At 70.3% G+C, this 23,664-nt stretch carries 9 protein-coding genes; 2 read left to right on the top strand and 7 right to left on the bottom strand.

Translation table 11 applies throughout. The features are described 5' to 3' along the window. Nucleotides 1–159: 159 nt before the first annotated feature. Nucleotides 160–4,476, top strand: a complete 4,317-nt coding sequence (locus tag AB0M67_RS30220) for a trypsin-like peptidase domain-containing protein (RefSeq protein ID WP_365750614.1) — start codon at nucleotides 160–162, stop codon at nucleotides 4,474–4,476. Between the two features lie 127 nt (nucleotides 4,477–4,603). Here the strand turns inward: AB0M67_RS30220 and AB0M67_RS30225 are convergent, their stop codons facing one another. After that, entirely contained in the window at nucleotides 4,604–5,719 is a 1,116-nt protein-coding gene (locus AB0M67_RS30225; RefSeq protein WP_365750616.1) for an ABC transporter substrate-binding protein, read from the bottom strand. A 230-nt stretch (nucleotides 5,720–5,949) separates the two neighbouring features. On the opposite strand from AB0M67_RS30225, the gene AB0M67_RS30230 reads away from it, so the two are divergent. Beyond that, the gene (locus tag AB0M67_RS30230; RefSeq protein ID WP_365750618.1) at nucleotides 5,950–6,360 is read left to right on the top strand and encodes a hypothetical protein; all 411 of its coding nucleotides are present in this window, start codon (nucleotides 5,950–5,952) and stop codon (nucleotides 6,358–6,360) included. Nucleotides 6,361–6,496: 136 nt separating this feature from the next. Here the strand turns inward: AB0M67_RS30230 and AB0M67_RS30235 are convergent, their stop codons facing one another. The 6 genes from AB0M67_RS30235 to AB0M67_RS30260 all read right to left on the bottom strand — a co-directional run bounded on the left by AB0M67_RS30235 (nucleotide 6,497) and on the right by AB0M67_RS30260 (nucleotide 23,628). Next, complete coding sequence (locus AB0M67_RS30235) at nucleotides 6,497–7,744, bottom strand: cytochrome P450 (RefSeq protein ID WP_365750620.1); 1,248 nt, start codon at nucleotides 7,742–7,744, stop codon at nucleotides 6,497–6,499. Between the two features lie 114 nt (nucleotides 7,745–7,858). Further along, on the bottom strand, nucleotides 7,859–9,583 hold the full coding sequence (locus tag AB0M67_RS30240; RefSeq protein WP_365750622.1) for an NAD(P)/FAD-dependent oxidoreductase: 1,725 nt from the start codon (nucleotides 9,581–9,583) through the stop codon (nucleotides 7,859–7,861). 121 nt (nucleotides 9,584–9,704) lie between these two features. Next, nucleotides 9,705–11,369, bottom strand: coding sequence for an NAD(P)/FAD-dependent oxidoreductase (locus AB0M67_RS30245; protein WP_365750624.1), 1,665 nt, complete (start codon nucleotides 11,367–11,369; stop codon nucleotides 9,705–9,707). Continuing rightward, nucleotides 11,359–20,874, bottom strand: coding sequence for an amino acid adenylation domain-containing protein (locus AB0M67_RS30250; RefSeq protein ID WP_365750626.1), 9,516 nt, complete (start codon nucleotides 20,872–20,874; stop codon nucleotides 11,359–11,361). Before AB0M67_RS30250 ends, AB0M67_RS30245 begins: the two co-directional genes overlap by 11 nt. 146 nt (nucleotides 20,875–21,020) lie before the next feature. After that, nucleotides 21,021–21,941 (bottom strand): sterol desaturase family protein, encoded by a 921-nt coding sequence (locus AB0M67_RS30255; RefSeq protein WP_365750628.1) that lies wholly within the window; start codon nucleotides 21,939–21,941, stop codon nucleotides 21,021–21,023. Between the two features lie 241 nt (nucleotides 21,942–22,182). Next, nucleotides 22,183–23,628, bottom strand: a complete 1,446-nt coding sequence (locus AB0M67_RS30260) for an MFS transporter (protein WP_365750630.1) — start codon at nucleotides 23,626–23,628, stop codon at nucleotides 22,183–22,185. Nucleotides 23,629–23,664 lie beyond the last annotated feature (36 nt).

Below are 23,664 nucleotides of genomic sequence, written 5' to 3' on the forward strand. Positions count from 1 at the left end.
GGACACACCCCACCGGGTCGACGTCCGAGGCGTCCTCACGGCGGCCCGCTCCGCGCTCACTCCGGCCGGGAATAGAAGTGACGCCGCGGAGGCCAACGGGGATACTGTGCAGGGGAGTTGGCCTAAGGCGCGGGGGCGCGGTGACGCGGAGGTCTGGGTGTGACGGCTACGGGGACAGGCACGGGGGACGGGTCACGGAGCCCGGAAGAGGCACTGGCCGCCGCCGTGGTCCGGGTCAAGGGTCCCGGCGGCGAACTCGCGGGCGCCGGCTTTCTCGTCGCCCCCGAACTGGTGCTGACCTGCGCCCATGTGGTGAGCGACGCCCTGAACCTGCCTCGTGAGGACGAGGTGGCGGCGGGCACCGAGGTCCTCGTCGACCTGCCCTTCGCCGAGGGCGGCAGCGCGGCGGCGGTCGAGCGCTGGGTGCCGGTACGGGCGGACCAGACCGGGGACATCGCGGTCCTGCGGCTGCGGGCACCGATACCCGGCGCCCGCCCGGTGAACATGGCCGACACCGAGCGGGTGTGGGGCCACGACGTACGCGTGCCGGGCTTCCCGCGCCGCTCCCCGGGCGGCGTCTGGCACTACGGACGGCTGCGCGGCGGCACCGCGGAGGGCTGGGTCCAGCTGTCGCAGGCGGATCCGCACGGCGTGCCGGTCGAGCAGGGGTTCAGCGGCAGCCCGGTCTGGGACGAACAACTGCGGGCCGTGGCCGGCATGGTCGTCGTGATCCAGCCCGGCGGAGTCCAGCAGAGCTTCCTGATCCCCACCCGCACCCTCGTCGCCGAACTGCCCGGACTGGCGCCCGTGGTCCGCCCCGCGACACCGTACCGCGGCCTCTCCACCTTCCAAGAGGCCGACGCGGACGTCTACTTCGGGCGGCAGGACGACATCGCCGATGTCACCGCCCTGCTCCTCGGCTCTCACCCATGTGTCACCCTCGTCGGTCCCTCCGGCAGCGGAAAGTCCTCGCTCGCCCGCGCCGGGGTGGTGCCGCGGATGCGCGCGCGGGGCCATGTCGTCCTGGTGGTGCGCTCCGGCGAGGGCGGCTCCCTGCGGGCGGCACTCGCCTCGGAGCTGGTCACGGCCGTACGTCCCGAACTGCGCGGGGCCGCCAGGGCCCAGGAGGTGGGCCTGCTGGAGGACCTCCTCGCGGAGCGCGGCCTCATGGACGCCCTGCGCAGGACCGGCGGGGAGTGGGAGCGGCGACTGCTCGTCCTGCTCGATCAGGGCGAAGAGCTGCTCGCCGGACCGGTCAGCGAGGTCGAGGAGGCCGTACGGCTGCTGTTTCCCGCGCACCACCCCGACGGACCACGGGTGTGTGTCACCCTCAGATCGGATTTCACGGACGCGGCCCTCAACCACCCGCTGCTCGGCCCGGCACTCGGCCGCGGCCAGGTACGGCTGCTCGCCCCGATGTCCCGCGCCCGGCTGGAACAGGTGATCCGGGGCCCCCTTGAGTCGACGCCCGCCGTGACATACGACGACGGGCTCGTGGAGCGGATGCTCGACGACGCGGGGGACGGTCCCGGCGCACTGCCCCTGCTGGGCTTCGTGCTGGCTCAGCTGTGGGACGGGCAGGCCGGGGGGCGGCTGAGATTCGACACGTACCGAGAAGTCGGCGGTGTTCAGGGCGCGTTGGGACGGTATGCCGAGACCGTGTGGCGGCAGTGCGTCCGCGAGGCCGACGAGGCCGAGGCCATGCGGCTGCTCACCGATCTCGTCCGGTTCCTGCCGGGCGGCGAGGCCCCGATACGCAACGTCCTGAGCCGGGAGGAGGCGGGCGCCGGCCGCTGGCGGATCGCGACCGCGCTCGCCGAGCGGCGGCTGCTCGTACTGCGCGGCGGTGACGGGGCCCCGGTGACCGTCGAACTCGCCCACGAGGCACTGATCGGCGCCTGGAAACGGCTTGAGGCGCGGGTACAGCAGGACCGGGAGTTCCTGGGCTGGCGGGCTGAGCTGCGGCACGACGTGGAACGTGGGCAGCTCCTGGAGGACGAGCCGCTCGCGGAGGCGGAACAGTGGGCGGAGCTCCGTGGTCTCGAACTGACCGACACAGAGAGGCAGTTCATCGACCGCTCGGTCGAGAGGCGGGTGGCGCGGCAGGAGCGTGCCCGGCGGCGGGTACGGCAGACGCGGTGGTTCATCGGCGGCCTCGCCGTCCTGACGGTGCTCGCGGTGGTCGCCTCCGGGCTCTTCCTGTCGCGCAACGCGGAGCTGGACGGACAACTGCGGCAGGCGGCGTCCGAGCAGTTGGCGGTGCGGGCCGAGCAGCTCGACGACGTGTCGGTGGTGACGTCGGCGCTGTTCTCGGGGGCGGCCTACCGTACGGCTGAGGAGCCGGAGGCCCGTACCGCGTTGATCAGGCAGTATCTGCGGCTGCGCCGTGTGGAGCGGGTGGTGTGGGACAACCACGCCCCGGTCCGTGATGTCGCGATGAGCGAGGACGGCACGCGCGTCATTGTGGGCATGACCTCAGGCGACGCCGTCGGTCTGACCCTCGGCAGGGACACGGTGGACGATCGCGGTCTGCCGAAAGGATCGAGGATCGTCACGCTCTCACCCGACGGGCGGATCTTCGCGCGGGCGTCCATCAACGGGAAGGTGTCCCTGGGAATCCCTCCGGAAGGCCCGGAAGGCCTGGAGAACGTGGGCGGCTGGCGCACGGTGGTCCTGCGGGACGGCGACGCCGTACGGAAGAACGCCCGCGCCGCCGTCGACCTCCGGTTCGACGGTACCGGGCGCAGAGTGCTCGCCGCGCTGCCCGGCGAAGGCGTCCTGGCCTGGGAGTCCGAGAGTGGCCGGCGCGTGGGCAAGGCGCTGCGCGCACCGACGGGATGGGAGACGGCCGAGGCGTGGTTCGGTCCCGGCGGAACGGTGATCGGCCGGATCATCCGGGAAGGCGCGGCCGAGGGGGCCGAGGGCCGGCTGGTCCGCTGGAACCTCGCCGACGGCGAACGGGACTCGACGACCTGGGGTACGGACCGGACCGGTGCCGTCACGGTGAGCGGCGACGGCCGGACGCTGGTGCGGTGCACCCCCGAAGGGCTTCTCCAGTCCTGGGACCTGACCGGCACTCCGAAAGTGCGCCAGCAGTACAGCAGGAGCCAACTGGGCCTGGTCTGCCCGCTGTATGTGCCGCGCCTGGACCCGACCGGTCGCTTCCTCATCAACCCGGCGCAGCGCTTCGGAACCTCTCTCGGCCGGTTCCGGTTCCTGGTCCTCGACCTGGTGAAGGGGCGCCCCGGCACCCTTGACCTGCCCTCGCCCACCGAGGAGGACGAGTCGTTCACCGGCAGCTCGCAGCCGCTCGCCATGGCGCTCACCGGGCCACCCGGGAATCTCCGGGCCGTGGTCGGCGTCGGGGCGACGGTGATGGTGGCGCGTGTTCCGGAGCCGTCCGCGTTCGACACCGCCATGCTCACCGCCCGGATCAGGACCGTGGACGCCGACCACAACCGCGTCATCAGTGTCGACGCCGACGGCAACGGGCTGCGTCTGTGGGACCTGCGTACGCACAGGCTGCTGACGGCGATGCGGCCGTCCCGTCCGCTGGCCGCCCTGTACAGCGCGTACAGCCCGGACGGGAAACGGGTCCTCACGCCCGCGGCGGACGGCCGTACCGTCCTGGTCTGGGAGATGGACGGGAGCAGACTCAGAGAGCTGGACCGGATCGATCTGCCACGACCGCCGGACATCGACCCAACAGGTCCCGACCCGCGCTCCGGGCGCACACCGGCCTGGGTCAATATCAGCTTCGACGGCCCGGACCATGTGGTGATCTCGGCGTTGTCCTACGTCGTGCGATGGGACCTGACGCGGAGTCGGGAAGCGGGCACGGCCTACCGGCCCAGGGCCCAGGAGTCGGTCGAGGTCTCGCTCGCGGCCGCCGGCACCTGGGCGGTGGCGCGCCCGGGTCATGGGCAGGCGGCGGTGCGCACGGCCATCGGGGACTACGACATCGCGATCTGGGACTTCGAGGAAGGCCGGGAAGTCGGCTCGATCGAGACCAAGGGGTTCGGGGCCGTCAAGCAGTTGGGCTTCGACCCGACGGGCCGGCTGCTCGCGGTGCTGACCTACGACGGCGGCGTCCGGGTGTGGGACATGGACAAGGAAGGCAAGGACAAGTGGCTCGCGCCGCTCGCGTACCGGGGTGTCCAATGGCTCGCCGCCTTCGCCTCGGAGTCCACCCTGAGCACCCAGAGCACGCTGAACGAGTACACCTCCTGGGATGTGCGCAGCGGCACCGAGCGCTACCACTTCACGCCGGGGTACGGCGCGACCGCCGATCTGACCCGGGATGGTGCGTTCATGGGTCTGGTCGACGGGTCGGACGGCTACATCCTCGAACTCGATCCGGAGCGATGGCTGGAGAAACTCTGCGCGGTGGCGGGGCGTGGCCTCTCCCAGGCGGAGAAGTCCCTGGCCCCACCGGGCAGCCGGACGGACCAGGTCTGCGACCCGGTCAGCGACTGAACCTCACCTCAGGGCCTCCGGAACTCGACCCGTTAAGGTCCTGCGTCAGCGACGAAGGATTCACAATGGCCTTCGTAAGTAAGAGAGGGTTGGGCACCACGTGAGGATTCCGCTGCCCCGCCCTCGCTCAGCCGGTGTGGAGGATCCGAAAGCGACCGGGTTCCGCCGGATCTCGATCAACGACTTGGATGGGCGTCCAAGCCCATTGCCAAACGCCGATGCCCGGCACCCGGGAGAACCGGATCTGCCCGCGGGTGCCCTCGACCGCGACGCGCGGCCAGGATTCGGCAGTGCGCGCCCGGTCCGTGCCGTGAGAACGCAGCACATCGGCGAGAACGACGATCGTGTCGTAGCCCTCGAAGGCGACGAAGGACGGTGCTTCGGCCAGCCGCTCACGCAGGGCCGTCTCGACTCGTGCGCCGAGTGGGCCGAGGCGCTCGGGCAGGTAGAGCAAGAACGGGATTCCGGCGCCGTCGTCGCCCAGAGACGTCTCCCATTCGGCGAACTCCGGCTGCCCGGCCGGAGCACCGATCATGATCTCGGCGAGGCGCTGGTCGCGGCGGACAGCCTTGACGATCGACACGGCCGGCTCCGGGTGGCCGACCAGAAGAAGGAGCGCTGTCGCGTGACCGTCGGCGAGTTCGTCGCACACCGCCGTAGGGGCGAGCGCGCGCATGTCGAGTTCGACGACGCTGCCGCCCCGTGGAGAGAGATAGTCCCGCAGAACGCGGGCCCCGGACGTCCAGTAGACACTCGACTCGGCCGCTACGGCGATTCGGCCGTGACCCGCGCCGAGGAGGAAGTCCGCATAGATCCGCCAGCCCCGGGACTGCGCCGGGGCAAGGCGCGCGACGTATTCCGTAGGGTGTTCGGTGAGCGTGTCGAGCACCGCTGACGAGCAGAGGAACGGCAGACCGAGGGCATCGGCCCTGGCAGCAGCGACGCGAGCGACGACGCTGTGATACTCCCCGGCCAAGGCCGCCACGCCCAGGCGAGCCAGTTCATCCACGGCCGCGGCGGCCCTCCGCGGATCAGCCGCGGTGTCGCGGACCACCAATTCGAGCGGTCTTCCGACGATCCCGCCGGCCTCATTGACTTCACGAACAGCCAGCTCCAGTCCGGCGAGCAGGTGTCGGCCCGCCTCGGCCCAGCCAGGCCGAGTCAGCGGAACGAGAGCGCCGATCAGGACGGCTGCTGACGCGTCGGTCCGTTCCGCTCCAAGTGGCGACGGAGGTGCATTCATGCGTTGGCGTCTCCCGAGTGACGGTCCGGCATCGACGTCAGTGGCGCCGAGAGTAGCGGAGTCGAGAATGGCGCGCCGCGGCGCCCCGTCCCGAGACCGCCGGTTGGCCCCAGTGGCTTTCGCCGAGCGTTCTCGGAGTGCGCGTCATGAGTGTCCGTACTCATGTGCGCGGGACTCTCCTCGCCGCACACTGTCTGTGTCATGACAAGTAATCGGGAGGGGCAGGCGTGATGCGTGCGAGAGGCATGGTGACCGTCGCGGTGGTGGCGGTGTGTGGCCTGGCGGGGGTGGCGGCCGGGCCCGCCGTGGCGGCCGGGGGGCTTCTTCCCCACCCGGGTCCGGATGGTCTGGTGTGGGTGGAGGAGATGACGGGAGACGGTGGAGTCGCGTCGGGGGGCGCGTGGGACCGGCTGCCGACCGTGCTCACCGTGGCCTGTGAGGGCGGCGGCAGCGTGGCGGTGACGATGGATTCGCAGGACGTGCGGGTGGCCGAGTTCGCCGTGGACTGTCCTGTCGGCAGTGCGGGCGTGGGCTCGGTGACCATGGACGCGGGTGTGGTGCGGTCGGGGTCCTTCACGGTGGGGGTTGACGCGTCGGACGACAGCGTCCGGTGGGCGCTGACGGTGACGCAGCCCGAGTAGCGACCCGCCGGGAATGTACGCGGGTGCGGTGGGCATGGTCGATTCGGCCGCCGCGACCGGCGAGCGAGGCTCGCACCACCGAGCCCGGATCGGCCGCTCCGGCCGGCTGATCCGGGCTTCTCGTGTGGTCAGTGGGTCACCAGATGACGGGCAGCTCGTGCAGGCCGCTGAAGAACTCCTTGGAGCGCCAGCGCAGTTCGTCCACGGGAACGGCCAGACGCAGGTCCGGCATACGGCTGAGTACGCGTTCCAGAGCCACCTGAAGCTCCAGCCGGGCGAGGTGGGCGCCCAGGCAGTAGTGCGTCCCGTACCCGAAGCTCACATGCGCGTTGTTGGCACGGTCGAGAATCACCCGGTCCGGGTCGTCGAAAACACCGGGGTCCCGGTTGGCGGCGGAGGGGGAGACGATGACGGGGTCGCCCGCGCGGACCAGCACGCCGCCCAGCTCGGTGTCCTCCGTGGCATAGCGCGGCAGGCTCAGTCCGTTGAGCAGCGGCACGTAACGCAGCAGTTCCTCGACCGCCTTCGGGATGAGACCGGGATCGGCGCGCAGCCGGGCCATCAGGTCCTCCTCGCTGTCGCGGGGGAGCAGCAGGAGAGAGAAGAAATTGCCGATCTGGTTGGTAGTGGTGACGAATCCGCCGACGAGGAGTTCGTTGAGCAACCCCATCAGTTCGCCCTCGGAAACACTTCCGTCCTTGTCACAGGCCCGGACCATGAGCGTGAGCAGATCGTCGGCGGGCTCCCGGCGGCGCGTCTCCGCCCAGCCCCGCATCAGGGCGAAGAAGTCCATGGCCTGCCGCTGAATCGTCTCGGGTGTGGCGCTCCCCGAGCACACGGTGTCGGCCCAGGCCCGGACATGAGGCCGGTCCGAGTGGGGCACGCCCACCAGTTCGCAGATCAGTGTCATGGGCAGCGGGAAGGCGAACTCCTCGATCAGATCGGCGGGCGGCCCGGTGTCGATCATCCGGTCCAGCAGACCGTCGGCGGTCCTTCGGATCTCCTCGCGCAGCCGCTCGATACGGCGCGCGGTGAACTCCTTGCTCAGGAGGGAGCGCATCCGGGTGTGGTCGGGGGCGTCGCTGGCGATGAGGCCACCGCCCGTACGGGGCATCCGCCCGATCCGGGGCTGGTCGCGGCTGACGGCCGTGGCGAGGCTGAAGCGGGGGTCGGACAGGACGGCGCGGACATCCTCGTGACGGGTCGCCAGCCAGGCGTCCTCACCGTAGGGGAGACGCACCCGGGCCAGAGGCTTGTCCCACAGCTCACGGTATTCGGGGTGCAGATCCAGACCTTCGCTGGTCCAGAAGGGATAGGAGAGCGGCTCCGGGTGCGGTGCGGAGCGCTGGTCCGGGCGGGGGGACAGAGGGGACAGGGGAGACATGGGGGTGTCCGCCTTTCCTGGTGCGGTCTTGCCTGGCGCGGTCGTTCCTGCTGCGTGCTGGGGCAGTGCGGTCCCTGACGAGCGGTCCGCGGCGCTCACCGTGCTCGGTGGTGCTCAGCGCGGGAGGCGCACGGGCTCGGGCGGTGGGGACATCTCCGGCTCGCGCACGGGAGACCCGGGACCCACGGGGATGAGGACATGGGTCGGCGGGGGCGCGGAATCGTCGACGGAGGCGGTGAAGTCGATGCCGTCGTCGCGGCAGATGAACTGCATGACCTGCCGTCCGGCGCCGGCCGCCCTGATGAGGCCGCCCGTGGTGGCCCAGACGCCGGAGAGGTAGAAGTTCTCCAGGCCGGGCAGGACCGGTCCGTTCTTCTTGACCAGCTCCTCCATGGCCTCGCCGCTCTCGACGAAGGGCTGCCAGCCGAGGAAGGTGCCCTCGTAGTTGCCCGTGTAGCGGATCTGGGTGAGGGGGGTGGAGGTGTCACGTACCTGGATGGAGTCCTTGAGTCCCGGATAGCGCTCGTCCAGGAAGTCGACGACCGTGTCCCGGACCCGGCGTTTGGCGAGGGAGTACGCGCGTCCGCGCCGTACGGGCAGTGTGTGCAGCTCCCCTCCCCGGCGCAGCCGGCTCAGCTGTTCCGGGCCCTCGCTCAACTCGCGCCAGGGCGCGGTGTCGGAGAAGTACGTCGCGTAGATGACGGTCGTGTCGCGCGGTGAGAGCTCCGGGTAGTACCGGCTGCGGAACTGGACATTGAGGCTGGGATGGCGGATCCCGCGCAGCCGCGAGGCGGTCTCCTCGCCGAGGAGATGCGTGGTGGTGGGCTCCCCCTGCGGAAAGGGCCGCCGCAGGCCCAGGAACACACTGACATAGCCGGGGAAAACCATGCCGGGCTCTTCGATGGTCCGGGTGAAGAGCCGCCGGTAGTCGTCGTCGAGATACCGGCCGCCGAGGAACTTCATCAGGGTGGTGGGGCCGTCGCAGGCCGAGACGATGAGGTCCGCGTGGTACTCGCGCCCGTCAGCGAGCCGCACGCCGACCGCGCGGTCGTTCTCGACGAGGATCTCCTCGACCTTGGCGTTGTACGTGATCTCACCGCCGAGCCGGGCGTAGCGCTGGGCGATCGACCGGGCGAGCCCCAGGGAGCCGCCCTCGGGCACCCCCGCCGACAGGTTCGCCTGCGCGGCCATCTGGAAGTAGAAGGGCAGCACGGGGAACGCGGGGTGCTTCTCGTACAGGATGTAGTTGAACGCCTCGCGCAGGAGCGGGTCCTTGAAGCGGGACGAATACTCCGTCATCAGTACGGACATCGAGGTCCGGAAGAGGTTGAAGTACGGGATGAAACCGGCCAGCATGCGCCAGCGCTCCCACCGGCTCATCAGGCCGACCGGCTTGAGGAACGGATAGGCGGGAAGGCAGGAGCGGAACTTCCGCAGTCCCGCGCAGAAGGAGCGGATGGGGCGGGCGTCGGCAGGTGACAGGGACAGCAGATGGGCTTCGAGCCGGTCCGGGTCGCAGTAGAAGTACACCGCCCGCCCGTCCTGGCCGCGCACGATGTTGAACACGTCGAAGTGGCGCATCTCCTTGCCCTGGAGGGCGCCCAGTTCGAGCCAGATCTGGTGCATCTCGTTGCCGGGGCCGTTGCCCAGCAGCCAGCTGACGCAGCAGTCGAACGTGAAGTCACCCCGGCCCCAGCCGGTGCAGCAGCCACCGGGGATCTCGTGCATCTCGAAGACCTGGCTGCGGTAGCCGTTCATCTGCGCGTAGCAGCCGGTGGACAGACCACCGAGCCCGCCGCCGATGATGATCACGGATTCCCTGCGCTTGGCAGGTGCCATACGCTGCTCTCCTCCTCGGTTTACCGGGCTACTGGGACAGGAGCTCGGGGCGTGGTCGGGGGCGTGGTCGGGGGCGGGGGCAGGGCCGGGGGCTCGGGTCGCCCGGGCGCTCACCACGCGCTCACCGGACACCCCGCTGTTCGAGCTGTGGCAGCCGGCCCAGCTTTCCCGGATGCCATGGCTCCGTTCCGCCGCTCTCCCAGGCGCGGAACTCCAGCCCCAGTTCCTGGCAGATGAACTGGGTGACGAACCGTCCGCTCGCGGCGGCGCGGATCAGGCTGCCACCACCGAACCACTGCCCGGCCAGCGAGAAACCTCGCAGGCTCGGCAGCCGCATCCGGTCCTTGTTGATCAGTTCCGTGATCACGTCATCGGCGTCGGTGAAGGACTTCCAGCCCAGGATGCTGCCGCCCCGCACGCCGGTGTACCGCTCGGTGGTCGTGGGGGAGGCCACATCGATGACCTCGATGGTGTCGGCGATGCCGGGGTGGTGCCGCTCCAGAAAGGCGCGGACGAAGTCGGCCACCTCCTGCTTGCGCGCCCAGTACGCCTTGCGGTCGGTGCGCCGTAGGTCCTTCCAGTACGTGTAGTCGCTGAAATACGTGCAGTGCACGACGGACTTGCCGGGTGGGGCGAAACCGTCCGAATAGCGGGAGCGCAGCTGGACGACCATGCTTTTCTGCAGCACGCTCGGCAGGGCGGCGCTGTCCTCGTCGGACAGCAGATAGGTGGTGCTGTGCCTCTCCTCGGGGTCGAACTCGCCCTTGAGGCCCACGAAGGCGGAGACGACCCCGGAGTAGACGAGCTCAGGCCGGTCCATCATCCCGAAGAGCTTGTCGACCCTGGGGCTGGTGTACCGGCCGTCGAGCAGTCCGTGGATCGTGGTGTAGCCGTCGCAGGCGGACACGACATGATCGGCGTAGTGCCGCTCGCCACCGCGCAGCTCCACACCGACCGCACGATCGTTCTCCACCAGGACGCGCGCCACCCGTGTGCGGTAGTCGACACGTCCGCCCAGCGAGGTGTACCGCTCTTCGACCGACCTGGCCAGGCCCAGCGAGCCGCCCTGTGGGAAGCCCGCGTTCCGGTGGTGGGCGCTGGCCATGTTGAACAGGTACGGCAGCAGCGGGAAGACCTCGTGGTCCTGGAAGAAGATGAACGGGAACGCCCGGCGCAGCAGCGGGTCCTGGAACCGGTCGGAGAAGCGCTCCATACGGGTCACGGCGGTCCGCCAGAACAGCAGGAAGTCCGGCAGGATCACGCGTAGTTCGGCCAGCTTCTCCCTGGGTGTCCGAAGAGGCGGGGGAGTGATGAACGGATAGTGGTTGATATCGATGAAGCGCCTGAGATCACGGCAGAAGGCACGGATGGGCCGTGCGTCGACGGGCGAGATCTCCAGCAGGTGCTTCTCCAGCCGGTCGGGGTCGTTGTAGAACGTCACCGCGCGCCCGGCCTCGTCGACAACGGTGTTGAACATCTCGAAGTTGGCGATGGTCTTGCCGTCCAGGGCCCCCAGCTCCCGCCACACCCGGTTGGCGTCGTTGCCGGTGCCGGTGCCGGTGAGCCACTCGATGCAGTAGTCGAAGACGAAGCCCTGCCGGGACCACGCCGTACAGCAGCCCCCCGGCAGGACATGCCGTTCGAAGACACGGGTCTCGGCGCCGCTCATCTGCGCGTAGCAGCCGGTGGACAGCCCTCCGATGCCGGCGCCGACGATGATGACCCGGGGCTTGTCGCCCGGAGTGCGCTCACGGCGCTGCCACACGGGCCTGGTCTCACGCGACATGCGTCTCACCTCCGGCGAGACCGGTGACGCCGGTGAGGATGGCGACGGTGAGTTCCGCGTTCCGCGCGAGGTGCTTCTCGTCGAGCATCTCGGCGTGTGTGCCATGGCCCCGCAGCAGTTCGGTGCGAGTGGTCGAGCTGCCGTGCCAGGTGCCGCGCCGGCCCGCCGAGTAGAGGGCCGCCTTCCGCTCGTCGGAGATCACGCTGACGGTCCCCGCGACCGTGCCGAGATTGGGGGTGCGGCCGCAGAAGTCCAGATACTCCCTGGCCTGGGCGAGCGTTTCGTCGGCGACGGCCGTGGAGCGGGTGTGGCGGTGCAGATGGCCACGCAGCTCGTGCTCGAACGCCTCCATGTGCTCTGCGGCGAGCGAATGGGCCTCCAGGATGCGGTACGAGTCCATGATCACCACATGCGGCACCTCACGTCCGCGCCCTTCCAGTTCCTTGGCGACCTCGAAGGCGAGGTTGCCGCCGAGCGAGTACCCGAACACCGGGCAGGGACCCTCGGGGCGGAGTGTCTCGATGAGGTCCGCGTAGCGGAGCACCTTGTCGTCGCCGTCGATGTGGTTGAAGGCGACAAGCTCGTACTGGGGGAGATGCATGGCGAACCGACGGTAGACGAGTCCGTGTCCACCGGCCGGCGGGAAGCAGAACAACGTGGGGCCCTGGCCGGTGTTGAACATCAGATAGGGCCGGCCGCCGGAGATCCTGCCGGTGATGATGTCCTCGACCGTTCTGGCCATGCCGTGCAGTGTCGTGACCTTGAAGAGCAGGCTGACCGGGACGGTGATGTTGAACTCGGCCTGGAGCCGGTGGATCAGTTCGATGAGCTTGATGGAACTGCCACCGGAGGCGAAGAAGTCGCTCCGCAGCCCCACAGCTCCCAGCGAGAGCAGGGACTGCCAGTGGGCGGCCATCCGCTCCTCGTAGAGCGTGACCGGTGGTTCGTGGCTCTCCTCGCCGGACTCGGCCCGGGGCTCAGGCAGCGCGGCGAGGTCGACCTTGCCGTTCGAGGTGAGCGGCAGGGTGTCGAGCGCGGTGAAGTGGGCCGGGATGAGATACGTGGGCAGCCGCTCGGCGAGATGACCGCGCAGCTCGCCCGGGTCCGGCTCGCTTCCCGCCACCGGTACGTAGTAGGCGCACAGGGCCGCCTCCCCCCGGGCGTCGGTACGGACCGTGACGACGGCCTGGGCGAGGCAGGGCAGGGACATCAGCGGATACTCGATCTCGCCGGGTTCGATGCGATGGCCGCGCACCTTCAGCTGCGCGTCCGCGCGGCCGAGAAGGTGGATCAGGCCCCTGGCGTCCCTGCGGGCCAGATCGCCGGTGCGGTAGAGCCGCTCGGGGGCGGCGCCGGGACCGCGGTCCAGGGTCAGGGACACGAAGCGCTCCGCGGTCTGTTCGGGGTCGCCCGCGTACCCGAGGGCGAGGCCCGCGCCGCCGACCCACAACTCGCCCGTGACACCGGGCGGTACGGGGTCATGGTGGTCGCTCAGGATGTGCAGGGAGCAGTTCGGCAGGGGCTTGCCGATCGGCACCTGCTGGTTCGGTTCGAGTCCTTCCGTGGGGCCCTCGAAATACGCGCTGTCGATCGTCGCCTCGGTCAGCCCGTACGAATTGATCACCCGGGTGTCCGGGCCGCACAGGCCGCGCAGCCGCTCGTACTCCTCGACCTTCCACGCGTCGGAGCCGACGATCAGCAGCCGCATGAAGTCAAGCCGGTGGCCGCCGTAGGCGCAGTGGTCCATGAGCGCGCGGGCGACGGCCGGGACGAACTCCGCGCGGTCGACGTCCTCGGCGGTCATCGTCTCGTACAGCCGGGCGGTGTTGAGCAGCAGATCGCGGCCGATCAGGACCAGCCGGCCGCCCGAGCACAAGGCGCGGACGAGATCGCCGGTGAACACGTCGAACGAAACGGCGGCCAGTTGGAGATGAACGCCGGGCTCCGTGCCGAGGCCGTACTCCTCCTGCCAGGCGGCCTGCAGGGCGGCCAGGGCGCGGTGGCTGACGCGCACGGCCTTGGGGCGGCCCGTCGACCCGGAGGTGTGGATGACATAGGCGGGCGAGTCCAGCTCGCTGCGGGGTCCCTGGCAGCCCGGCGTGCCGCTGCCGTCCGCCCCGGCGGGACCGGCCGCCACGAGGACATCGGTGAGGATCTCGACCCCCGGGGCCGCGAGCCGTTCCCGGTCCGCGGCGCCGGTGATGACAAGGGCCGCCCCCGCGTTGTCCCGCATATGGGTGAGCCGGTCGGTGGGATGGTCGGGATCGAGGGGCAGATACGCGGCGCCGGCCTTCAGGACGGCGAGCAGTGCGACGATCAGCTCTGACGACTTGGGCAGGCACACGGCGACGACGTCCCCGCGCCCCGCGCCCCGGTCGACCAGACGGCCGGCCAGACGCCGGGCACGGCTCTCCAGCTCGCCGTACGTCAGCTGCTCGGTGCCGCCGGACTCGGACGGTACGGAGACCGCGACGGCGTCCGGGTGGCGGGCGGCGGCCTCGGAGATCAGCTGGTCCACCGGCTTGTCATGGGGGAGCGAGCGCCCCAGCGCGGTGGAGTCATGGACGAGGCGTGCGCGCTCCCCGGCGCCGAGCAGGTCGAGCCGGGCCACCGGCTGCTCGGCGGGCGCGCGGGTGAGGGCGTCGAGCACATTCACGTAGTGCCCGGCCATCCGGCTCACGGTCTCGGGCAGGAAGAGATCGGTGTTGTACTTGAGGACGCAGTGGAAGCACCGCTCCGCCTCGTCCTCGTACGCCGACAGCGTCAGGTCGAACTGACCTTCCTCCTCGGGCAGTTCGATGTAGTCCAGGTGGTATCCGTACTGCTCGGAGGCCACCTTGTGGGCCAGCAGGATGAACATCGCCTGGAAGACCGCCGACCGGCTCGGGTCGTGCTGGAGACCCAGCTCCTCCACGAGCAGGACGAACGGGTACTCCTGGTTGTCGAGCCCGCCGAGAACGGTCCTGCGGACCTGGGAGAGCAGCGCCGCGACGGACGGGGAGCCGGACAGGTCCGCGTACAGCGGGAGCGGATTGACGAAGTAGCCGTAGACGGAGGCGAATTCCTCATCGGTGCGGCCGGTCACCGGGCTGCCGACGATGATCTGGTCCTGGCCCGAGTAGCGGTGCAGGAGGACGTAGTAGGCGCTCAGCAGCACCATGTAGACCGTGACGTCGTGCTCGCGGGCCAGGGCGTGGACGCGGGCGCTGAGGTCCGCGTCCAGGACGAAGAACTCGGACGCGCCGTTGTGGGTCTGCACCGCCGGCCGCGGTTTGTCGGTGGGCAGATCGAGGGCCGGCACCTCGGCGGGCAGACTGCCGCGCCAGTAGTCCAGCATGCGCCGTGCGTCGGGAGAGGCCAGGAACCGATTCTGCCGGTTCAGGAAGTCCAGATACCGGGCCGGTACGGGCGGCAGCGCGACGGGACGGCCCTCGCGCGTCCCCTCGTACAGCGCGAGGAGTTCCTCGATGAACGTGAAGGTCGAGATGGCGTCCGAGATGATGTGATGGACGGCCTTCATGATGATCCAGCGGTCCGGGCCGCGCTTGAACAGGCGGATCCGGATCAGCGGGTCGTTCTCAAGGTCGTACGGACGGCGGTACTCGCGGACGATCAGGTCGTGAATGTCCTCCCAGTCGCGGCCCTGCACGTCGAACAGCCCCACGTCGGGTTCGCCCCCGGCCGAGACGCGCTGCACCGGCCGGCCGTCCTCCAGCGAGAAGTTGGCGCGGAGCATGGGATGCCGGGCCACGAGCGTACGGACGGCGTCGAACATCAGCTCCGGTTCCAGCCGGGTCCTGACCTCGACGGCGCCGCCGATGTTGTAGGCGAAGCCATCGGGGTTGAGCTGCTTGAGGAACCACAGCGCTTTCTGGTTCTGGGTGAGGGGATGGCAGGACTCGTCCTCGTACATCTCGACCGCGGCGCCGGTCCCCGAGGCGCCCGCCGTCTCCGCCGTCTCCTCGGACTCCGCGACGAGAGTCGCCGCCGCCTGATGCAGCTGACCGCTCAGTTCGGCGGCGGGAGCGCCGCTGAGCAGAGCCACCAGGGGCAGGGCGACACCGGTCTCGGCGAGGACGCGAGCGCGGAGCTCCATCGCCAGGAGCGAGTCGAGACCGAGGGCGGCCAGGCTGTTCGTCCGCTCGACCTGTTCGATGGGCGCACGCAGCACGATGGCCGCCGCCGCCGTGAACCGCTCGGCGACCAGTTCCGTACGGCGCTCCTCGTCCGCCGCGCGGAAGACATCGAGGAAGCTGCTGTCCTCGTCGGACCCGGCACCGCCGTCCGCGCCGTCGGCGAGCTCCGAGACGAGCGGTGGCGGCGATTCGTACCAGGCGAGGAAGACCTTCCAGTCCACCACCGTCGCGACCAGCAACTGGGGGCGGTCCTGGCCGAGGACACGCTCCAGCACGGCCATGCCGGCGTCCGGCGAGAGTGAACTCATGCCGCGGCTGGCGCGGTAGTGCTCGACCAGCCCCAGCTCCTCGATCATGCCGGTAGCCCAGGGGCCCCAGTCGATGCTGAGCGCGGGCAGCCCCCGGGCGCGGCGGTGGTGGGCCAGCGCGTCGAGGAAGGCGTTGCCCGCCGCGTAGTTGGTCTGGCCCGCGGTGGTGAGCAGCGAGGCGATCGAGGAGAAGAGGACGAAGTGATCGAGCGGTGCGTCACGCAGATGCCGGTGGAGCAGCCAGGCACCGGCCGCCTTGGGCGTGAGGACGGAGTCGAAGGCCGCACGGTCCATGGCGGGCACGAGTGTGTCCCGCACATGCCCGGCGAGGTGGAACACACCGCGCACGGGCGGGGCGTCCTGGCTCCGGTAGGCGTCCAGCCAGGCGGCCAGGGCCGGTTCGTCGGTGATGTCCAGCCGTGCGTGGACCGCGTGCGCGCCCAGGGCCTCCAGTTCCTTGACGAACCGCGCGTTGCGCCCGGCGGGCGAGTCGCCGTCCAGGTCGCGCCAGGTGGCGCGGTCGGGGAGGGGGGTACGGCCGACGAGGATGAGATGACGGGCACCGCGCCGCACGAGGAAGCGGCACAGGAGCCTGCCCAGGGCGCCGAATGCCCCGGTGACGAGGTAGGCGCCGTCCGGACGCAGCCGCGGCGGCAGAGGGCGGGTGAGGTCGCCGGGGCGGGTGAGTCTGCTGATGAGGCGGCGGCCATGGCGCAGAGCGATCTCGTCCTCGTACGGACCGGGATGCGCGGCGGCCGTCAGGATCTCGTCCAGCAGGGACCGCGCCTCGGCCCCTCGCGCGTCGGCTGACCGCGCGCCCTCGGGGACGAGGGGGAGGTCGATCAACTTACCCCGGTGCGCGGTCAGTTCCTGGTGGCGCAGGACGCGGCCGATGCCCCAGGCCGGGGCGCCCAGCGGCTCCACGGCGTCACCGCGATCCGCGGCCTGCGTACCGCGCGTGACGATGTGCAGGGCGGCGGGCGCGCCGATCTGACGCCGGTCCTCCTGAAGCGCCCGCGCGAGGGCGACCAAGGAGTACGCCCCGGTGGTGCTGTGCTCTTCGAGGCGCCCGCGCTCGGTCTCGTCGAGGGCCGGCAGGTCGAGATTCCAGAGGTGCACGACGGTGTCGACGGCGGCGCCGGAACCCTCCGAATCCTGCGCCAGGTCGGCCAGAAGCCGGCGCAGATCGTCGACGCTGCCGGGCACCACGGTCGAGGTGCCCGCCCGTCGGTTGACGGTGTACGAGTCGCCGGGGCGTACGAGGTGACAGCGGCCACCGCCCGCGCCGACCAGCTCCGCGAGCGCGTCCGCGACTCCGCCGGGCGCGTCGGCGAACAGCAGCCAGCCGCCGGGCGCGGGAGCGGTGGCCGGATCGGAGCCCAGAGGGCACGCGGTCCAGGTGGGTTCGGCGAGCCAGTTGTCGATCGTGCCCAGCCCCACGGCGGCCGACGCCTGTTCCACATCGGCGGCCCGGAACCCGCTCACCTGCCCGAGCGGGAGTCCGTCGTCGCCGTACAGGGTGATGTCCCCGACCAGTTCGCCGTCCCGCTGCCGGGTGACGTTGGCATGGACCCACAGCGCCCGGTCGCCGACCGGGCCGGTACGTACCTCGGCGATGGACAGGGGCAGCAGGATGCCGGTGGCGGTGGACCCGCCCGCCGGGCCGTCGTCCTCCGCCGGGGTGGGCAGGGCGCGCGGACCGCCGAGGCTCCCGGCGGCGAGAAGAGCCTGGAAGCAGGAGTCGAGCAGGACGGGATGGAGGTGATGGCGCGCCGCGTCGTCACCGATGGCCTCGGGCGGCCGGATCCTGGCCAGCGCCTCGCCCCGGCCGGTCCACAGCTCCTCGATGCCCTGGAAGGCGGGACCGTAGTGGTAGCCGAGCGAGCCCAGCGAGGCGTAGCAGGCTCCGCTGTCGAGATGACGTTCGCCGCGTGCCCTGACCGCGTCGATGTCCAGCGGCGCCAGGGGGGCGGGGCGGTGGTCGGCGCGGGCGACACCGCTGGCGTGGACCGCGCGCTCCCCGCTCTCGCCGGTGCCGGTCGCGACGGTGAACGAGGAGTCCTCCAGGGAGAGCGCCAACTGCACGGTGCGGGACGCGTCATCGGGAAGGAACAGGGCCTTGCGCAGCTCGATGCCGCCGAGCGCGGTCGCCGTGCCGCCGGTCAGGGTCCGTACGGCCTGAGCGGCCATTTCGAGATAGCCGGCGGCCGGGAACAGGGCTCGCCCCTGGATGCGGTGGTCGGCCAGATACGGGGCGGTCTCAAGGTCGAGCTCCGTCTCCCACACCGGCTCGGCGGTAGCCAGCCGGCGACCGAGGAGGGGATGGTCGACCCGGCCGAGCCTGACCACTGCCACGGGATCCGGCTCCGTCCAGTACCGGTCGCGCTTCCACGGGTAGCCCGGCAGGGATACGGGCCTTCCCGCGGGCTGGAGCACGTCCCAGTCGATGTCGGCGCCGAGGCTGTGGAGCGCGGCGAGCGAGGTGGTGAAGCGGATCTCCTCGTCCTCCTCACGGCGGATGGAGGGCAGGGTCACCACCTCGGTGCCCTGCCCGGCGGGTCTGTCCGCGAGGCATTCCCTGATGGAGTGGGCCAGCACGGGATGCGGGCCGATCTCCAGGAAGACACGGTGGCCGTCGTCCGCCATGCGCTCGACGGCCGAGCGGAAGAGGACGGTGTCGCGGACGTTGTGCCACCAGTAGTCCGCGTCGAGTTCGGTGCCGTGGGCCCGGCCCTCACGCGCGGTCAGATACAGCGGCACCCGGGCGGGGCGTGGTTCGATGCCGGAGAGGCAGGACAGCAGTTCGTCCTTGATCTCCCCCATGCGGGCGCTGTGGTAAGGCACATGTACGGTGAGGAACTTGGCGAAGACGTTCTCCGCGCGCAGTTCTTCGGCGAGTGCGCCAAGGGCCGTCTCGTCCCCGGCGAGGGTGATCGCGGCCGGGCTGTTCACCGCGGCGACGGACACCAGCTCTCCGTAGGGCCGGACGCGGCGCGCCGCCTCGTCCTCCGTGAGGCTCACGGCGAGCATCTTTCCGGTACCCGCCAAGCGTTGTTGCAGACGGCTGCGGTGCACGACGATCCGCGCCGCGTCGCGCAGGCTGTACACGCCCGCCTCGTGGAACGCGGCGACCTCGCCCGTGCTGTGACCGACGACGGCGTCGGGATGCACCCCATGAGCGCGCCAGAGGGCGGCGAGGCCGATCTGTACGGCGAAGTTGGCGGGCTGGGCGAGCCAGGTCTCCGCCATCCGGGAGTCGGCCGCGTCCGCGCCCATCGCCTCGACGAGGGACCAGCCCGTGAGCGCGGCGATCTCGCGGTCGCAGCGTAGGACGGCGTCCCGGTAGACGGGCTGGGAGGCGAACAGTTCGCGGCCCATGCCCCACCACTGGGGACCCATGCCGGTGAACACCCAGGCCGGCCGCCGCCGGTCCTCGCGCCGTCGGCCCACGAGCACACGGGGGTGGGCCTCGCCCCGCACCTGCGCGGCCAGTGCCTCGTCCAGGTCGTCACGGGAGGAGTAGACGACGGACAGCCGGGCGTCATGGTGCTGGCGGCGGTGCGCGAGCGTGTGGCCGAGGTCCGCGAGGGACACGGCCTGCCCCGGGGCGCCCGCGGCGGGCTCCGCCAGCTCCCGGCGGATCGCCTCGGCCAGTACGGGCAGGGCGGACGCGTCGCGCGCGCTCAGCGGGAGGACGCTGTGGCGCGGGCGGGGTGCCGACGGCCGCGCCTCGGCGGTGGACGGCGGTGCCTCCTCCAGCAGGACATGCGCGTTGGTGCCGCCGAAGCCGAACGAATTGACGCCGGCCCGCGCCGGGCCCTTGTGCGCGGGCCAGTCGGTGACCTGGGCCGGAATGCTGAAGGGCGCGGCGGCGAGGTCGATGGCGGGGTTGATCCGCTCAAGGTTGATGTGCGGCGGGATCGTACGGTGCTCGATGCTGAGGGCGGTCTTGATGAGTCCGGCGATTCCGGCGGCCGATTCCGTGTGCCCGATGTTGGTCTTGACCGAGCCGACATAACAGGGAGCGTCCGGTTCGCGGCCGACGGCCAGGGCCCGGGTGAGCGCGTCGGCCTCGATGGGGTCGCCGACCGGGGTGGAGGTGCCGTGGGCTTCCACGTACTGGAGGCTGCCCGGTGCGATCCGGGCCTCCGCGCACACCCGCTCGATCAGGGTGACCTGGGCGTCGGCGCTGGGCACCGTGATGCCATGGGTGCGTCCGTCCTGGTTGACCCCGCTCGCGGTGATCACGGCGTGGATCGGATCACCGTCCCGCAGAGCGTCGGACAGGCGCTTCAACGCCACGACACCGACGCCTTCTGCGCGTACGTATCCGTCCGCGCCGGCGTCGAACGTACGGGAGCGGCCTTCCGGGGACAGGAAGCCGCCCTTGGTCTCGGCGATCGTGTACTGCGGCGTCAGATGCAGCAGGGTGCCGCCGGCCAGGGCGAGGGTGCTCTCACGCCGGCGCAGGCTCTCGCAGGCGAGATGCACGGCGACCAGGGATGAGCTGCACGCGGTGTCGATGGAGAGGCTGGGGCCGCGGAAGTCGAAGCAGTGCGAGATGCGGTTCGACACCATCGTCATCATCGTGCCGGTCGCCGTGTGCGCGGCCAGGGTGTCGAACCGGAGGTCGGAGAACTGGAGGATCTTGTAGTCCAGCGTGAACGCGCCGATGAACACACCGACATCGCCTCCGGCCAGTTCGGCCGGCTTCTGACCGCCGTCCTCCAGCGCCTCCCAGGTCACCTCAAGCAGCTTCCGCTGCTGTGGGTCCATATGGTCGGCCTCGCGGGGGCTGATGCCGAAGAACGCGGGATCGAACTCGTCGAAGCCGTCGATGTATCCGCCCCGGCCACCCACCAGGCGGCCGGGTTTGGTCCGGTCCCGGCTGCCGAGGGTGGTCACGTCGTACCGGTCGCGCGGAGTCGGTGTGATGCAGTCCTTGCCGTCCAGCAGGTTCTGCCAGAAGGTCCGGTGGTCACCGGCTCCGCCGGGGAACCGGCAGCCGATGCCGATGAGTGCGATCTTCTCGGGAGGCGTGGTGGGAAGCGATTCAGCCATGGAAGGGTCCTAGAGTCGTCAACACGCAACGTGCGCGAAGAGCAGGCGCGGGCACCCGGGCCTGTGCGCCGAAGCGGGGGCGGAGTCCGGGTGCGGTGCACGCGACGCCGAAGCGTGGGTATTCGCGGGAGCGGGGGCCCGGGAGGTCAGCCAGCGTTTTCACCGGCCTTCACGGACCGTCGCCAGGGATGCACCAGGGTGGCGACGATCGAGCCGGTCCCGGGGAACGAATCCGGGTTCACGAGGCCGACCGCGGCCGGTTCGCGACCGGGCCGCCAGGTGAAGCTGCCGAATACCCGGTCCCAGATGGAGAGGTCGGAGCCGTAGTGCCCGGCCTCGGCCAGATCGGTGCTGTGGTGCAGCCGGTGCAACTCGGGCCCCACGAAAAGGTGGTTGAGCGGGCCGAGCCGCACGGCGACATTGGCGTGGACGAAATACCCCTGGGCGACGACGAACAGGCCCACTCCGAAGACGGCCGTCTCCGAGAACCCGACGAGTGCCAGTGCCAGTTGGGTGAAGCCCTGGGAGATCAGCACGTCCATGACGTGATTGACGCCGTTGTTGGCGACGTTGACCTTGTCGGGCACATGATGCACGCCGTGCAGCCGCCAGAGCCACGGATTGGTGTGTCCGAGCCGGTGCACGGCATAGCTGGCCAGTGAACCCAGCAGCAGGGCGAGGGGTATCTCTCCCCAGAGCGCAAGCGCCGGGTCGGCGGGGGCCACGGCGCCCGCAGCGGTCACTACCAAGGACTGCGCCAGCCCGCCGCCCACCGCCGTGAGGACGTAGTAGACGGCGTACCAGCGCCACTCACGCCTACTGGGGTGCCACGTGCGCTCGTACGGGATCAGCCGCTCCAGCCCCGCGAGGTAGCAGAGCACCGTGAGCTGAAAGACGAAGGTGACACGGCTCGGGTCCCAGCCGTACCGCGCGGTCATCGCGAAGACGACCACGATCGAGAGCAGCAGTATGGGATGAGCGGCCCGGGCCAGCAGCGCGCGTGCGGTGTCACGCGCGTCCCGGCCCGACTGGGGCCGGCCCGCGCCAGATATCGAAGAACCGGACATTTCACCCCATCGTTCACGTTCACAGGTTGCCAGGGGGGCATGCGTCGACACCCCGAACGGCGGAGATGCCTGTAACAGCATGCTGTGGATCAACTACACGTAGCAATATCACCTGGTCAGCGCGCGGGGGCGCACCGCGCCATCCGGCCTTCGGCGCGCGCCCCCGGCGCACCCCCCCCACCCGACTGCCGCGAACACGCCCGTATCCACGGCGAGATGGGCGCCCGCGACCGAGCCTTACTTACGGCTTCCTGGTCGTGGCGCGAGTGGCCGGCGAAGGGATCAGGGCCGTCGGCGAACCCTCGGGCCGGGACGCCGTACCGATGTTCTCCAGTGACAGCCCTCTGGTCCGCACGCCGAACGCGACAGCGGTCGCGGCCAGCAGTATCGCCGCCGCCCCCACGATGAACACGGCACCCACTCCGGCGCCGTAGAAGAGCGGGATCATATAGAAGGGCGCCGCCGCGCTGGACAGCCGGTTCAGCGAGAACAGCCAGCCGTTGGCCGTGGTGCGCAGGCTCGTCGGGAACTGTTCCAACTGGTAGATGTGGGTGGCATTGGTCTTGATGTTGGTCACCACGGTGAAACAGAAACCGAGAGCCGTGATCATCACCGGCGACTGCGCGTATCCGTAAGCCAGTCCGATCACCGCCATGGCCGTCAGCGCCGCGCACAGGATCCACTTCCGCTCGGCCCTGTCCACGATGTGCATGGACAGATACGAGCCGATCGGCGATCCGAGGAGCGACAGCGTCATGAACGTCAGCGAACTGCCGAGATCGAAGCCCTTCGCCTCCAGTGCGAGCGTGGCGAGGTTGTGGAAGCCGTAGTATCCGATCGGCCCGAGAGCCCACAGCAAGGCCATCAGGGCGGTACGGCGGGCCAGGGGAGCCCGGAAGAGCGCCCGGACGGGCAGGCTCCTCTCCACGGGCGGGGGGACCGTCTCCTCCTTCGTGGGCGCGGGCGGCGGCCTCCACCCCTCCGCCTCCGCGGCCTTCTCGAAGACGGCGGTCACCTTGTCCGCTTCCGCCGACCGGCCGACCGTCTCCAGCCACCGGGGTGACTCGGGCAGACCTCTGCGGACGAAGAAGGTCAGCAGCGCGCCGAGGGACCCGATCGCGAACATCCACCGCCAGCCCGCGACACCGAACGGGGCCTTGTCGACGAGCAGCAGGCCCAGCACCCCGACAACGGGTACGGCGACATGGGCACAGGTGTATGCCCTCGCCGCGTAGTAACCGCGCCGGGCCGGCGGCAGAATGTCGGCCAGATAGGAATCCGTTACCGGAAGTTCGCCGCCGAGCCCGATGCCGATGACGAAACGGCAGGCGATCAAGGTCCAGATGTTCGGCGCACAGGCACAGGCGATCGTCCCCGCCGAGTACAGGCTGAGCGTGATCATGTACGCGCCGCGCCGCCCGATCCGGTCCGCCACCCGACCCACCACGACCGCGCCGACGAAGCTTCCGACGACGGTCGACGCGAGGAACAGCGACAGGGTGAAGCCGCTCAGGGAGAAGGTGTTCTTGAGAGTGCTCAACAGAACACTCGTCAGGAAGAGTTCGTAGATTTCGAAGAAGTTGCCGAGCGCCATGACATTGACGAAGCGCTTGTGGTGTGCGGTCACCGGAAGTCGGTCGAGCCGGGCTCCGATTGACGGTCCGACAGTACCTCGCGAACTGTGCATACGTTCTTCCCCTCAGGGGCTCCGAAAGGGAATCCC

It is taken from the genome of Streptomyces sp. NPDC051662, from assembly GCF_040681655.1.
GTDB lineage: Bacteria > Actinomycetota > Actinomycetes > Streptomycetales > Streptomycetaceae > Streptomyces.

Coding starts and splice junctions, on each gene's coding strand:
- AB0M67_RS30255 (WP_365750628.1), bottom strand. CDS start 21,941: ATGTCCGGTTCTTCGATATCTGGCGCGGGCCGGCCCCAGTCGGGCCGG.
- AB0M67_RS30245 (WP_365750624.1), bottom strand. CDS start 11,369: ATGTCGCGTGAGACCAGGCCCGTGTGGCAGCGCCGTGAGCGCACTCCG.
- AB0M67_RS30260 (WP_365750630.1), bottom strand. CDS start 23,628: ATGCACAGTTCGCGAGGTACTGTCGGACCGTCAATCGGAGCCCGGCTC.
- AB0M67_RS30225 (WP_365750616.1), bottom strand. CDS start 5,719: ATGAATGCACCTCCGTCGCCACTTGGAGCGGAACGGACCGACGCGTCA.
- AB0M67_RS30230 (WP_365750618.1), top strand. CDS start 5,950: ATGCGTGCGAGAGGCATGGTGACCGTCGCGGTGGTGGCGGTGTGTGGC.
- AB0M67_RS30240 (WP_365750622.1), bottom strand. CDS start 9,583: ATGGCACCTGCCAAGCGCAGGGAATCCGTGATCATCATCGGCGGCGGG.
- AB0M67_RS30235 (WP_365750620.1), bottom strand. CDS start 7,744: ATGTCTCCCCTGTCCCCTCTGTCCCCCCGCCCGGACCAGCGCTCCGCA.
- AB0M67_RS30250 (WP_365750626.1), bottom strand. CDS start 20,874: ATGGCTGAATCGCTTCCCACCACGCCTCCCGAGAAGATCGCACTCATC.